The organism is Actinocrinis sp. (assembly GCF_035650855.1).
Taxonomy (GTDB): Bacteria; Actinomycetota; Actinomycetes; order Streptomycetales; family Catenulisporaceae; genus Actinocrinis.
Map to the genome: position 1 here is coordinate 61,526 of NZ_DASRGV010000213.1, position 13,476 is coordinate 75,001.

A 13,476-nucleotide genomic window follows, 5' to 3' on the forward strand; every position below is an offset into this window, starting at 1 on the left:
AAAGTTTCGCCGGATCTCGGTAACCGGCGCGTCCAGACGCCCGCGACCTCCGAAGCCGCGACCACGCACTCTCCGCGCCCACATGGCAGCTTGCGTCGCAGGGCCCGGACTCGGCCGCGGAACGCCGGTTGACTGAACCGGTTCAGTGGCGCACCGTCACGGCAGTCTCGTCCGAAGGACCGCGCGAGGAGCCAGGGAGCCGGCCGTGCCCACACATCGCAGAACCCCGCTATCCGCAGTCACCGCGCTCGTCGCGCTCGCCGCGCTGCTCGTCGCCGCGGCGTTCGCGCTCGCCGGGCCCGCACGATCCGCGACACCCGTCCGCGCCGCCGCGACCGTCGCCCCGGTCAAGATCATGCCGCTGGGCGACTCGATCACCGCGGGCCCCGGCTGCTGGCGCGCCATCCTCTGGCACGACCTGCAAACCAACGGCTACACCGACATCGACTTCGTAGGCAGCCAGCCCGACGGCGGCTGCAACTACGGCTACACCTACGACGGCGACAACGAGGGCCACGGCGGCTACTCCGCCACCGGCATCGCGCAGAACAACCAGCTGCCGCCCTGGCTGGCCGCCGCCAACCCCGACATCGTCCTGATGCACCTGGGCACCAACGACATGTGGGGCGGCTCGATCCCGGTCAGCTCCGTGCTGGCCGCGTACACCACCCTGATCGGGCAGATGCGCGCCAACAACCCGAAGATGAAGATCCTGGTAGCGCAGATCATCCCGATGAACCCGCCCAGCTGCCCGACCTGCGCCGCCGAGGTGCAGTCGCTGGACCAGGCCATCCCGGGCTGGGCCGCGGGGCTGACCACCGCGCAGTCACCGATCATCGTGGTCGACCAGTGGACCGGCTTCGATGACTCCACCGACACCGTCGGCGACGGCGTGCACCCCAACGACGCCGGATTCGCGAAGATGGCCGCCCGCTGGTACCCGCCGCTCGCCCAAGTCCTCAGCGGCATCATCCCGCCGCCGCCCACGCCCAGCGCCTCCCCGACTCCCACCGCGTCGCCGTCGACTTCGCCGTCCGCATCGACGCCGCCGTCGAATTCAGGGTGCACCGCGGCCTACCAGATCACCTCCCAGTGGAGCGGCGGCTTCCAGGGCTCTGTCACGGTGACCAACAGCTCGACCGCCGCCTCCTCGGCCTGGACGGTGACGCTCACCTTCGCCGACGGGCAGCAGGTCACCCAATCCTGGAACACCACACTGACCCAAAGCGGCGCCGTCGTCACCGCGCACAACGCCGCCTACAACGGCAGCCTCGCGCCCGGCGCGAACACGTCCTTCGGCTTCCTCGCGAGCTGGAACGGCACCAACGCAGTACCGTCCATCAGCTGCACGCTCACCGGCTGATCTTCAACCACCGGCGGCCGAGCGCGATAGGGCGCCCGGCCGCCGGCCCGGATCAGCGTTCTCAGTCTTCGAGTCAGCCTGCGAACTCAGAAGTTGTACTGGTCGATGTTCGCGGCGTTGAACACGGTCGGGTCGCCGAGGGTGACCACGCCGCCGGCGCCGACGGTGTACTGGCCCATGTCGCCGGCCTTGAAGGTCTGCCCCTGCGCGCCGGTGATCTGGCCGGACTGCAGCGCGACGGCGGCGTAGGCGGCCAGCGCGCCGAGCTTGGCCGGGTCCCACAGCTCGAAGGCGGTGATCGTGCCGTCCTTGACGTACTTGCGCAGCTGGTTCGGCGTGCCGAGGCCGGTCAGCTTGACCTTGCCCTTGTAGGACGAACCGTCGAGGTACTGCGCCGCGGCCAGGATGCCTACCGTGGTCGGCGAGATGATGCCCTTAAGGTTCGGGTAGGACTGCAGCAGGCCCTGGGTCTGCTGGTACGAGGTCTGCGCGTCGTCGTTGCCGTAGGCGATCTTGACCAGCTGGATGTTCGGGTACTTCGCCTTCAGCTCGTCCTGCATGAAGCCGATCCACGCGTTCTGGTTCGTCGCGGTCTGCGCCGCGGACAGGATCGCGATCTGGCCGGAGCCGCCGATCTGGCCGGCCAGCAGGTCCACCTCGGTGCGGCCGAGCGCCTCTGAGCTGGCCTGGCTGATGAACAGGTTGCGGCAGTCGGCGTTGGTGTCCGAGTCGTAGGTGACCACGGAGATCTTGTCGCTCATGGCCTGCTTGAGGTTGGTGCACAGCGCGTTCTGGTCCTGCGCCGAGACCACGATCGCGTTGACCTGCTGCTGAATGAGCGTGTTGACGTAGTTGGCCTGCCCGGCGGTGTCGGTGGCGCTGGTGGTGCCGACCTCCTTGTAGGTCTCGCCGAGGCCCTGCAGCACCTTCTGGCCGCCCGTGTCGGAGATGGTGAAGTACGGGTTGTTGACCTGCTTGGGCAGGTAGGCGACGGTCAGGCCGGTCTTGCTTGCCGCGTTGGCGTTCGCGTTCGCAGTCCCGGCCGGCGCCGCGCTGTTGGCCGCCGCATTGCCGCTCTTGGTGGTGCCGCTGCACGCGCTCAGCAGCAGGGCCGCGACCGCGGCGCCAGAAGCGGCCGCCATCAGGCGGGTGGAAACTGACATGGGGGTACCTCTCGTCGTTGAGAACTGCGGTGCGGTGATGTGGATTCGAGCGGTGGAGGACAGAAGGGGGCTCAGCGAGCGCCGGGGTTGAGACCGCCAGAGCTCAGGAAGCGCCGGGGTTCAGGACACGTCGGCCGCGGGCGTTCGGGCCCGTCGTCGGCGGAACGCCTCGGAGATCTGGCGCCCGGCGCGCGGCCCGAGCACCGAGGCGATCAGCAGCAGGCCGGTGACGATGGTCTGCGAATCGGCCGAGACGCTCTTGAGGCTCAGCAGGTTCTGCACGGTGCCCAGCAGGAACACCCCGGCTACCGCGCCGCCGATCGTGCCGCGCCCGCCGTCGAAGTCGATGCCGCCGAGCAGCACCGCGGCGATCACGGACAGTTCGAGGCCGGTGGCGTTGTCGTAGCGGGCGCTGGTGTAGTGCAGCGCCCAGATCACCCCGGCGCCGCCGGAGACCAGCCCGGTGACGGCGAACATGATCAGCTTGGTGCGCTTGACCCGCACTCCGGCGAAGAACGCCGCCTCGGGGTTGGCGCCGATCGCGAACAGCCTGCGGCCGAACGGCGTGGCGTGCAGCACGATCGCGGCGACCGCCAGCAGCACGAGGTAGAGCACGAAGATGTTCGGGATCGCGGTGCCGCCGATGCGTCCGGTGCCGAAGTCCAGGTAGTTCTGCGGGAAGTCGGAGACGGCGTTCGCGCCGAGCACGATCTGCGCGACGCCGCGGAAGAGGGCCAGGGTGCCGATCGTGACCGCGAGCGAGGGCAGGCCGAGCCGGGTGACCAGCAGCCCGTTGAGCAGGCCGCCGGCCAGGCCGACCAACAGGCACACCGGGATGATCAGCTGGATCGGCCAGTTCGCGTTCCACAGCGCGCCCATCAGCGCCCCGGACAGGCCCGCCATCGACCCGACGGACAGGTCCACCTCCCCGGCGGCGACCAGCAGCGTCATGGGCAGGGCGACGATCGCGATGGTGGTGGTGTTGCCGAGCAGGAAGGAGATGTTCAGGGTGTTGCCGAAGGTGCTCTCGGTGCCGAGGCCGTAGGCCACGAGCAGCACCAGCAGCGCGGCCACGGCGACGTCCCAGCGCGGGTGCAGGGCGCGCCTGCGCAGCTCAAGGCCGGGTCCTGCGGCCGTAGCGGACAGTCCACGGTCAGCCATGATGCGGGCTCCTCTCGCGCAGCGCGCTGGTGACGCGCCCCGCCACGATCCGGTCGACGGCGATGGCGACCAGGAGCAGGAAGCCGTCGATCGCCTCCTCCCAGACCGAGCTGACATTCAGCGCCGGCAGCACGCTGTTGATCGAGGTCAGCAGCAGGGCGCCGAGGGCCGCGCCGTACACGCTGCCCACTCCCCCGGTCATCGCGACGCCGCCGACCACGACCGCGCTGATCACGGTCAGTTCGTAGCCGCCGCCGGTGGTCGCGTCGACATACGCGAAGCGGGCGACGTACAGCGCTCCGGCCAGGCCGGCCAGCGCCCCGGCGAATATGTACGCTGCGACGACGCGCTTGCGCAGCCCGATTCCGGCCAGGCGCGCGGCCTGCGCGTTCGAGCCGATCGCGTAGAACTCGCGGCCGGAGCGGTAGCGGGCCAGGTAGTAGCCGACGGCGACGGTCGCCGCGACGGCGATGAGCGCCAGGTACGGGATCGGGCCGAGGCCGCCGTGCCCGAAGTCGGTGTAGCCGGCGGGCAGGCTCTGCGAGGTGATCTCGCGCGGGCCGACCCAGATGGAGTCCAGGCCGCGCACAACGTAGAGCATGCCGAGGGTGACGACGAGCGCCGGCACCTGGCCGAAGCTGACCAGCAGGCCGTTGACCAGGCCGAAGCCCGCGCCGAGCAGGATCGCGGCGGCCACCGCCCAGACCGGGTTCGCGCCGCCGGCCAGCAGGTCTGCGGCGGCGAAGGCGCTGATGCCGAGCACAGAGCCGACGGACAGGTCCACGTTGCGGGTGATGACCACGACCGCCTGGCCGACCGCGACCAGCATCAGGATCGCCGCGTCGAGCAGCAGGTCCTTGATTCCCTGGCTGCTGAGGAAGCGGTGGTTGTCCAGCTCGGTGGCCAGCAGCAACAGCACCAGCACGACGAGGATCGCGGCCTGGCGGGCGCGGCCGATGAAGGCGACCAGGCGGCGCGGCGCGGTGTCGGCCGCAGGAGCGGGGGCGGTTCCTTCCGACGCGGCCAGCGTCGGCGAGGTCCTGGGGGTCGCGGAGGTCGAGCTCACCGCGCCACCCCCGCCGGTCCCCGGCCCGCGGCGGGCTCGGAGGCGGCCCTGGCGCCGGTGGCGGCGGCCAGCACGGCCTCCTCTGTGGTGCCCTCGCGCGGCAGTTCGGCGGCGAGGCGACCTTCGTGCATCACCAGGATCCGATCGGCCATGCCGAGCACCTCGGGCAGGTCGGAGGAGATCATCAGCACCGCGACCCCGTCCGCGGCCAGCTGCGAGAGCAGCCGGTGCACCTGCGCCTTGGTGCCCACGTCGATGCCGCGGGTCGGCTCGTCCACGATCAGCACCTTCGGCGCGGTGGACAGCCACTTGCCGAGCACGACCTTCTGCTGGTTGCCGCCGGAGAGGGTGGCGACCGCATCGGAAAGGCGGCCGTACTTCAGCTCCAGCCGGGCGGCCCAGTCCGCGGCGCGGCTGCGTTCGGCGGCGCGGCTGACCAGTCCGCCGCGGGTGAGCCCGCGCACGCCTGTCAGCGTGCTGTTGCGCTCGATGGAGTGCATCATCACCAGGCCCTGCGCGCGCCGGTCCTCGGGCACCAGCGCCAGCCCGGCGGACATGGCGGCGGAGGGAGACCCGGGGCGCAGGGTCCGGCCGTCGACCTGCACGCTGCCCGCGTCCCAGCGGTCGATGCCGAAGACGGCGCGGGCGACCTCGGTGCGTCCGGCGCCGACCAGCCCGGCCAGCGCGACGATCTCGCCGCGGCGCACCTGGAAGGAGACGTCGGTGAACACGCCCTCGCGGGTCAGCCGGCGCACGTCGAGGGCGACCTCGCCGATCTGCGCGTCCTGCTTGGGGTAGAGCGAGTCCAGGTCGCGGCCGACCATGCGCCGCACCAGGTCGTCCGCGCCGAGGCCGGCGACCGGCTCGGTGGCGATCCAGCCGCCGTCGCGCAGCGTGGTCACCGTGTCGCACAGGTCGAAGATCTCGTCGAGCCGGTGCGAGATGAACAGGATCGCGGCGCCCTGCGCCTTGAGCGCCCTGGCCACCGCGAAGAGCCGGTCCACCTCGGCCGGGGTGAGCGCGGCGGTCGGCTCGTCCATGATCAGCACGCGGGCGTCGAAGGAGAGCGCCTTGGCGATCTCCACCATCTGCTGGTCCGCGATGGAAAGGCCGCGGGCCGGCTGGTCGGGGTCGAGCGCGACGCCGAGGCGGGCGAACAGGTCCGCGGTCCACCGGCGCACCTTGGTCCGGTCGATCCGGCCGAGTCCCAGGCCGCGCAGCGAGGCGCGCGGCTGGCGGCCCATGTAGATGTTCTCGGCGATCGACAGGTGCGGGAAGACGGTCGGCTCCTGGTAGATCACCGCGATCCCGGCGCCGCGCGCGTCGGCGGGGCCGTGAAAGACGGTCGGCTCGCCGTCCACGAGGACCCGGCCGCCGTCCGGGCGCAGCACGCCGGCGAGCACCTTCACCAGGGTCGACTTGCCGGCTCCGTTCTCGCCGGCCAGCGCGTGCACGGAGCCGGGGGCCAGAGCCAGCGAGACCGACCGCAGCGCGCGCACGGCGCCGAACGACACGCTCACCGCGTCGAGCGCGAGGATCGGCGCGGTCGCCGCCGCGGCCGGACCGGAGCCCGGCGGCACAGCGGCCGCCGCTTCCGGGTTCACCGCCTCGGGGCCGGCCGCGTTGTGGCCCACCTCGGTTGAATCGTTCACTCGTATCTCCACCTGGGCGCTTGGAGCGCGACGGGCCGCGGGTTTCCGGCCTTTAAACGTTTCATTCAACGTGCGAGCAACGTAAGACCGGGTTCGCGGGCCCGTCAAGGGATGGGCGCGGCCCAGTTGGTCACGATGCGATCACGGGCGGGTCAGCGCAGGTCGGCGTATAGACCAGCCGCCCGGCAGCCCACCGGACGATCGGCTCACGGACGCGAGGGGTGCCCGGTGGACTCGCGCGCGACCAGCTCGGGTTGGAGGACGACGCGCTGGTGAATATGCGCGTCGGCGTCGTCGCCGGTCTCCTCGAGCAGCAGCGTCGCAGCGGTGCGCCCCATCTCCACGGCCGGCTGACGCACCGATGTCAGCGGTACCGCAGCGGCCGCGGCGAACTCGATGTCGTCGTACCCGACGAGAGCGACGTCCTCAGGTACGGCGATGCCCGCGGCGTAGAGCGCCTGAAGTACGCCAAAGGCGAGCAGGTCGTTCGCGCAGAACACGGCGGTCGGGCGGCGGGAGAGGGCGAGCAGCCGCGCTCCCGCCTCGCGGCCGGCTTCGACGTCGAGCCTCGGGACCTCTATGTGCGTGAGCGCGTCCTCGGGCAGCTCGCGGTCCTTCAGGGCCGCCAGCGCCCCGGTGCGCCGGTCCCGGCACTGCGCGAGGTGCATCGGCCCGCTCACGTAGGTCAGCGCGGTGTGCCCCTTGTCGAGCAGGTGATCGGCCGCGAGGTAGCCGCCTGCCACGTCGTCCACCGAGACCGAGCAGCACTCCCCCACCGGCGCGGAGCGGTCCACCAGCACGAACGGGATCTCGCGGCGGCGGAAGGCGGCGAGGTTCGCCCCGGTCGGGTCGGCCGGGGTGACGAGCACGCCGCGCACCCGCTGCTCGGCGAACAGGGACAGGTACTCGGCCTCCTCGGACGGGTCCTGCGCGCTGTTGCACAGCATCACCCCGAGGCCCGAGGCCCGCGCCTCGCGCTCGGCGCCCCTGGCCACCTGCACGAAGAACGGGTTGGCCATGTCCAGCACGAGCATCGCCACAATCCGGCTGCGCCCGGCCCGCAGCTGCCTCGCCGACTCGCTGCGCACGAAGCCGAGCAGATCGATAGCCGCCTGGACTCGGGTCCGGGTCTGCTCCGAAACCAAGTCGGGCCTGTTAATTACATTGGAGACCGTGCCGACCGACACGCCGGCCTGCCGCGCGACGTCCTTGATGCCCACCATGCGCGCCAAGGCAGCTCCTCACCAGTCGTCCAGGTCGTCCAGCTCGTGTGCGCGGACCGGCGTCCAGCGGTTCGCGTCCGCTCACATGGTAGGGCCGGGCCCGGGCCGGACCGGCCCTTTGAAAGGGTCAAAAGGAAAGAGCTCCCGTGCTGGGCCCGCCGCTCCTTGACAGCCCCGGGAACTGGATCTAGGTTGCGTCACTGAAACGATTCATGCAAGCGCGGCGCGTTCGCGGCCTTCGCGACCCCCGACGCGCACCGGGCGGCTTTCGGCGACAGGGCAGGGTGACGGTGATGGGTGACCGGTCTACGGTCAAGGCGCGGCTTGCCGCGCTGCAAATCGAGCTGCCGTCGTGGGCGTTCGGCAACTCGGGGACCCGCTTCCGGGTCTTTCCGCAGCCGGGGGTGCCGCGCGATCCGTTCGAGAAGCTCGCGGACGCGGCGCAGGTGCACCGGTACACCGGGGCCGCGCCGACCGTGTCGCTGCACATCCCGTGGGACCGGGTTGAGGACTACGGCAAGCTCGCCGATCACGCCGCCTCGCTGGGCCTGCGCATCGGGATGATCAACTCGAACACCTTCCAGGACGAGGACTACAAGCTCGGCAGCGTCTGCCATCCGGACCCGAAGGTGCGCCGCAAGGCCCTGCAACACCTGCTGGACTGTGTGGACGTGATGGACGCCACCGGCTCCCGCGCGCTCAAGCTGTGGTTCGCGGACGGCACGAACTATCCGGGTCAAGATGACGTGGCGGCGCGTCAGGACCGGCTGTTCGAGGCCCTGACCGCCGTGTATGAGCGGCTTGGCGACGGGCAGCGGATGGTGCTGGAGTACAAGCTGTTCGAGCCGGCGTTCTACCACACCGACGTGCCGGACTGGGGAACTGCCTACGCCCACACGCTCAAGCTGGGCGAGAAGGCATCAGTGGTCGTGGACACCGGGCACCACGCGCCGGGCACCAACATCGAGTTCATCGTGGCGTTCCTGCTGCGCGAGCGGAAGCTGGGCGCGTTCGATCTGAACTCCCGCTTCTACGCCGACGACGACCTGATGGCCGGCGCCGCGGATCCGTTCCAGCTGTTCCGGATCGTGCACGAGGTGGTGCGCGGCGGCGGGCTGGAGCCGGACGCGAACGTGGCGTTCATGCTCGATCAGTGCCACAACATCGAGGAGAAGATCCCGGCGGTGATCCGCTCGGTGATGAACGTGCAGGAGGCGGTAGCCAAGGCGCTGCTGGTGGACTTGGACGCGCTGCGGACGGCGCAGCAGGCGGGCGACGTGCTGGGCGCCTATGAGGTGCTGATGGACGCGTACAACACGGATGTGCGCCCGCTGCTGGCTGAGCTGCGCGAGGAGCAAGGGCTCGATCCGGCTCCGGTCGCGGCCTACCGGGCTTCGGGCTGGCGGGAGCAGATCGTCGAGCAGCGCGTCGGCGGTACGCAGGCGGGGTGGGGAGCATGAGCGACAATGGCGCGAATGTCGTGCGGCAGTTGTTGGAGCGGTCTAACCGTCTGGGTTCTGATCCGCGCAACACGAACTACGCCGGCGGCAACACCTCGGCGAAGGGCACCGCGACCGACCCGGTGACCTGCGCGGACACCGAACTGCTGTGGGTCAAGGGCTCCGGCGGCGACCTGGGCACCCTGACCAGGGCCGGGCTGGCGGTGCTGCGGCTGGACCGGGTGCGCGCGCTCGTCGACGTCTATCCGGGCGTCGAGCACGAAGACGAGATGGTCGCGGCGTTCGACTACTGCCTGCACGGCAAGGGCGGTGCGGCTCCGTCGATCGACACCGCGATGCACGCCCTCGTGGACGCCCCGCACGTGGACCACCTGCATCCCGACTCCGGGATCGCGCTGGCGACCGCCGCCGACGGCGAGAAGCTGACCGCGGAGTGCTTCGGCGAGACGGTCGTGTGGGTGCCCTGGCGGCGCCCCGGCTTCCAGCTCGGCCTGGACATCGCCGCGATCAAGCGGCAGAACCCGGACGCGATCGGCTGCGTCCTCGGCGGTCACGGCATCACCGCCTGGGGCGAGACCAGCGAGCAGTGCGAGGCCAACTCGCTGCACATCATCCGCACCGCGCAAAGCTTCTTGGAGGAGCGCGGCAATCCCGAGCCTTTCGGCCCGATCGTCGCGGGCTTCGAACCGCTGGCCGAGGCCGAGCGCCACGAGCGCGCCGCCGCGCTCGCACCAGTTATCAGGGGCCTGGCTTCGAGTGATCACCGGCAGGTCGGCCACTACACCGACAGCGAGGTGGTGCTCGACTTCCTCGCGCGCGCCGAGCATCCGCGCCTGGCCGCGCTGGGCACCTCGTGCCCGGACCACTTCCTGCGCACCAAGGTCCGGCCGCTCGTGCTCGACCTGCCGCCGACTGTCCCGTTGGACGAGACGATAGCGCGGCTGAAGGAACTGCACGCCGCCTACCGCGAGGACTACGCCGCCTACTACGCGAGGCACGCCGCGCCGGACAGCCCGGCGATGCGCGGCGCGGATCCGGCGATCGTGCTGGTGCCCGGCGTCGGCATGTTCTCCTTCGGCAAGGACAAGCAGACCGCGCGGGTGGCCGGCGAGTTCTACGTCAACGCGATCAACGTGATGCGCGGCGCAGAGTCCGTGTCCTGCTACGCCCCGATCCCGGAGTCGGAGAAGTTCCGGATCGAGTACTGGGCGCTGGAGGAGGCCAAGCTTCGGCGGATGCCGAAGCCCAAGCCCCTCGCCGGACGCATCGCGCTGGTCACCGGGGCCGGTTCCGGGATCGGCAGGGCGATCGCGCGCCGGCTGGCCGCTGAGGGCGCTTGCGTCGTCGTCGCGGACCTCAACGCCGAAAGCGCAGCGACCGTGGCCGAAGAGCTGGGTGGAGCGGACCGCGCCGTCGCGGTGTCCGCGGACGTCACCGACGAGCAGCAGATCGCCGCCGCCTTCCAGGCCGCGGCCCTCGCCTTCGGCGGCGTCGACCTGGTCGTGAACAACGCGGGCATCTCGGTCTCCAAGCCGTTGCTGGAGACCACCGCCCGCGACTGGGATCTGCAGCACGACATCATGGCGCGCGGCTCGTTCCTCGTCTCCCGCGAGGCCGCGCGCGTCATGGTCGGGCAGGGGCTCGGCGGCGACATCGTGTACATCGCCTCGAAGAACGCGGTGTTCGCCGGGCCGAACAACATCGCCTACTCGGCCACCAAGGCCGACCAGGCGCATCAAGTCAGGCTGCTGGCTGCCGAGCTCGGCGAGCACGGCATCCGCGTCAACGGCGTCAACCCGGACGGCGTGGTGCGCGGCTCGGGGATCTTCGCCGGCGGCTGGGGCGCCAAGCGGGCCGCGGTCTACGGCGTGCCGGAAGAGAAGCTCGGCGAGTACTACGCCCAGCGCACCCTGCTCAAGCGCGAGGTGCTGCCCGAGCACGTGGCCAATGCCGTCTTCGCCCTGACCGGCGGCGATCTGAGCCACACGACCGGGCTGCACGTCCCCGTCGACGCCGGCGTCGCCGCCGCCTTCCTGCGATGAGCCAGAGCACGGACAGCGGCGGAGCGAAGAGCGGTGACGTGAAGAGCTTCGCCGCGATCGACCTCGGCGCCTCCAGCGGGCGGGTGATCCGGGGCGCCGTCGGACCTGATCGGCTCGACGTGGTCGAGGTGCATCGCTTCCGCAACGAGCCGCGGTTTGTCCGCGAGGCGCTGCGCTGGGACTTCGCGGCGCTTGAACGCGGGGCTCGCGAGGGCCTGCGGCTCGCCGGGCCGGTCGACGGGATCGGGATCGACTCGTGGGCCGTGGACTACGGCCTGCTCGACACGGACGGCCGCTTGATCGACGATCCGGTGCACTACCGGGACGGCCGCACCGACGGCGTGGCTGATCAAGTCTTCAAGCTGATATCGGCGCGACGCATGTACGAGCTGACCGGGATTCAGAACCAGCCGTTCAACACCGTTCACCAGCTTTACGCGGCGCAGCAGACCGCGGAGCTCAAGGCGGCCGCGCGCATCCTGATGGTCCCGGATCTGCTGTCCTGGAGGCTGACCGGTGTCGCCGGGACCGAGGTCACCAATGCGTCGACCACGGGGCTGTTCGACACCGACACGCGCCGCTGGTCCCGCGAGATCTTCGAGGCACTCCGCCTCGACTGCGGCCTGTTCGCGCCGCTGCGCGGCCCGGGCGAACCGGCCGGTGTGGCGGCGGATTTCGCAGCGCCCGTGTTCACGGTGGGCTCGCACGACACCGCCTCGGCGGTCGCCGCCGTGCCCGCAGAGGGCGGGAACTTCGGCTACATCTCCTCGGGCACGTGGTCGCTGGTGGGCGTCGAGCTGAACGCGCCGATCCGGACCGAGCAGTCGCGCGCCGCGAACTTCACCAACGAGATCGGCGTCGACGGCACGGTGCGCTACCTGCGCAACGTCATGGGGTTGTGGCTCTTGCAGGAGTGCCTGCGCGAGTGGGGGCGCGCGGGCGACCTGCCCGCACTTCTCGGCGCGGCCGCGCACGTTCCCGCGCGCCGTAGCCTGATCGATGCGAGCGACCCGGTGTTCCTCGCCCCCGGCGGCATGCCGGAGCGGATCGTCGCCGCCTGTCAGCGCTCTGAGCAGCCGGTCCCGCGCGACCACGCGGAGATAGTGCGCTGCATCCTTGACTCGCTCGCCGAGGCATACCGCACGTCGTTGACCGAAGCGGCGCAGCTGTCCGGGAAGCGGATCGACGTCGTGCACATTGTCGGCGGCGGTGCGCTCAACGAGCTGCTCTGCCAGTTGACGGCGGACGCGGTCGGGCTGCCGGTGCTGGCCGGTCCGGTCGAGGCCGCCGCGATCGGCAACCTGCTGATACAGGCGCGGGCGGCGGGAGCGATCGAGGGCGACCTGGCGGATCTGCGCTCGTTGATCGCGCGCACGCAGCCGCTACGCCGATTCGAGCCCTCATGCGGGTAGCCCTGTTCGTCACCTGCGTCAACGACCTGGCGTTCCCGCAGGCGGGGATCGCGGCGGTCACGCTGCTCGAACGCCTCGGCGTCGAGGTGGAGTTCCCGGCGGCGCAGACCTGCTGCGGTCAGATGCACTACAACACCGGCTATCCGGACGAGGCGCGGCCGCTGGCGGAGAAGTTCGCCCGCGACTTCGCGGGATACGACGCCGTGGTCGCGCCCTCGGGTTCGTGCGCGGCGTTCGTCGAGCACGTCCATCCCGAGCTGGCTGCGCTGGCGGTCGGCGGAACGCCTCCGGTCTACGAGCTGACCGCGTTCCTGACCGATGTGCTGCGCGTCGAGGACGTCGGCGCCTACTTCCCGCACCGCGTGGTCTACCACCCGACGTGCCATTCGAGTCGGCTGCTGGGCCTCGGCGAGCGGCCGCTACGGCTGCTGCGCGCGGTCGAAGGGCTCGAACTCGCCGAGCTGCCCGGAGCGGACGAGTGCTGCGGTTTCGGCGGAACGTTCGCGGTGAAGAACCCTGATGTCTCGACGGCTATGGGCCGGGACAAGCTTGCCCGCGCGGTGGAGGCCGGTGCGCAGTTCCTCACCGCGGTGGACAACTCGTGCCTGATGCACTTGGGCGGCCTCGCACGGCGCGGAGGCGAGCAGCTGACAACCATTCACCTGGCCGAGATTCTGGCCAGCACCAGATCTGGATCGGGGCAATGAGCGGCACGTTCGTGGGTATGCCTTCGTTTCCGGAGGCGGCGCGGGTTTCGACGAAGGACGCCCGGTTGCGGGCGAATCTGACCCGCGCGACGCACACCATCCGGGCGCGGCGCGAGCAGGCGGTCGCCGAACTGGCGGACTGGGCCGAGCTACGCGCGGCCGGCGCCGCGATCAAGGAACGCACACTGCGCCACCTGGACACCTACCTCCTGCAACTCGAAGAGAAG

Annotated in this window: 10 protein-coding genes and 1 pseudogene; 6 read left to right on the forward strand and 5 right to left on the reverse strand. The window is 70.8% G+C overall.

Features of this window, described 5'->3' with window-relative positions; translation table 11 throughout:
• Positions 1 to 205: 205 nt before the first annotated feature.
• Positions 206 to 1,363 (forward strand): cellulose binding domain-containing protein, encoded by a 1,158-nt coding sequence (locus tag VFB40_RS15505; protein ID WP_324851297.1) that lies wholly within the window; start codon positions 206 to 208, stop codon positions 1,361 to 1,363.
• Positions 1,364 to 1,449: 86 nt separating this feature from the next.
• Here VFB40_RS15505 and rhaS read toward each other — a convergent pair whose 3' ends face one another.
• From rhaS to VFB40_RS15530, 5 genes are all read right to left on the reverse strand, one after another.
• Positions 1,450 to 2,526 (reverse strand): rhamnose ABC transporter substrate-binding protein, encoded by a 1,077-nt coding sequence (gene rhaS / locus VFB40_RS15510; RefSeq protein WP_324851299.1) that lies wholly within the window; start codon positions 2,524 to 2,526, stop codon positions 1,450 to 1,452.
• Positions 2,527 to 2,646: 120 nt separating this feature from the next.
• Positions 2,647 to 3,687: an ABC transporter permease gene (locus VFB40_RS15515; protein ID WP_324851301.1), complete on the reverse strand. Its 1,041-nt coding sequence runs from the start codon at positions 3,685 to 3,687 to the stop codon at positions 2,647 to 2,649.
• A complete protein-coding gene (locus VFB40_RS15520) occupies positions 3,680 to 4,714 on the reverse strand; it encodes an ABC transporter permease (protein WP_349261492.1) in 1,035 nt (344 codons plus the stop codon). Before VFB40_RS15520 ends, VFB40_RS15515 begins: the two co-directional genes overlap by 8 nt.
• A 35-nt stretch (positions 4,715 to 4,749) precedes the next feature.
• Positions 4,750 to 6,333, reverse strand: coding sequence for a sugar ABC transporter ATP-binding protein (locus tag VFB40_RS15525; protein ID WP_349261493.1), 1,584 nt, complete (start codon positions 6,331 to 6,333; stop codon positions 4,750 to 4,752).
• A gap of 278 nt (positions 6,334 to 6,611) precedes the next feature.
• Positions 6,612 to 7,637, reverse strand: a complete 1,026-nt coding sequence (locus tag VFB40_RS15530; RefSeq protein WP_349261489.1) for a LacI family DNA-binding transcriptional regulator — start codon at positions 7,635 to 7,637, stop codon at positions 6,612 to 6,614.
• A 284-nt stretch (positions 7,638 to 7,921) separates the two neighbouring features.
• Between VFB40_RS15530 and rhaI the strand changes: the two genes are divergently transcribed.
• The 5 genes and pseudogenes from rhaI to VFB40_RS15555 all read left to right on the forward strand — a co-directional run.
• Complete coding sequence (gene rhaI, locus VFB40_RS15535; RefSeq protein WP_324851307.1) at positions 7,922 to 9,088, forward strand: L-rhamnose isomerase; 1,167 nt, start codon at positions 7,922 to 7,924, stop codon at positions 9,086 to 9,088.
• Entirely contained in the window at positions 9,085 to 11,130 is a 2,046-nt protein-coding gene (locus VFB40_RS15540) for a bifunctional aldolase/short-chain dehydrogenase (RefSeq protein WP_324851309.1), read from the forward strand. Before rhaI ends, VFB40_RS15540 begins: the two co-directional genes overlap by 4 nt.
• Positions 11,127 to 12,542 (forward strand): rhamnulokinase, encoded by a 1,416-nt coding sequence (locus VFB40_RS15545; RefSeq protein ID WP_324851311.1) that lies wholly within the window; start codon positions 11,127 to 11,129, stop codon positions 12,540 to 12,542. The genes VFB40_RS15540 and VFB40_RS15545 overlap by 4 nt, the downstream gene beginning before the upstream one ends.
• Positions 12,533 to 13,249 (forward strand): (Fe-S)-binding protein, encoded by a 717-nt coding sequence (locus VFB40_RS15550; RefSeq protein WP_324851313.1) that lies wholly within the window; start codon positions 12,533 to 12,535, stop codon positions 13,247 to 13,249. Before VFB40_RS15545 ends, VFB40_RS15550 begins: the two co-directional genes overlap by 10 nt.
• Positions 13,246 to 13,476 (forward strand): annotated as a pseudogene (locus VFB40_RS15555) ((4Fe-4S)-binding protein); the annotation flags it as partial. The gene VFB40_RS15550 and the pseudogene VFB40_RS15555, both read left to right, overlap by 4 nt.

What these genes read in the sequence shown, in the direction of transcription:
- rhaS (WP_324851299.1), bottom strand. Translation starts at nt 2,526, where the DNA reads ATGTCAGTTTCCACCCGCCTGATGGCGGCCGCTTCTGGCGCCGCGGTC.
- rhaI (WP_324851307.1), top strand. Translation starts at nt 7,922, where the DNA reads ATGGGTGACCGGTCTACGGTCAAGGCGCGGCTTGCCGCGCTGCAAATC.
- VFB40_RS15550 (WP_324851313.1), top strand. Translation starts at nt 12,533, where the DNA reads ATGCGGGTAGCCCTGTTCGTCACCTGCGTCAACGACCTGGCGTTCCCG.
- VFB40_RS15540 (WP_324851309.1), top strand. Translation starts at nt 9,085, where the DNA reads ATGAGCGACAATGGCGCGAATGTCGTGCGGCAGTTGTTGGAGCGGTCT.
- VFB40_RS15515 (WP_324851301.1), bottom strand. Translation starts at nt 3,687, where the DNA reads ATGGCTGACCGTGGACTGTCCGCTACGGCCGCAGGACCCGGCCTTGAG.
- VFB40_RS15545 (WP_324851311.1), top strand. Translation starts at nt 11,127, where the DNA reads ATGAGCCAGAGCACGGACAGCGGCGGAGCGAAGAGCGGTGACGTGAAG.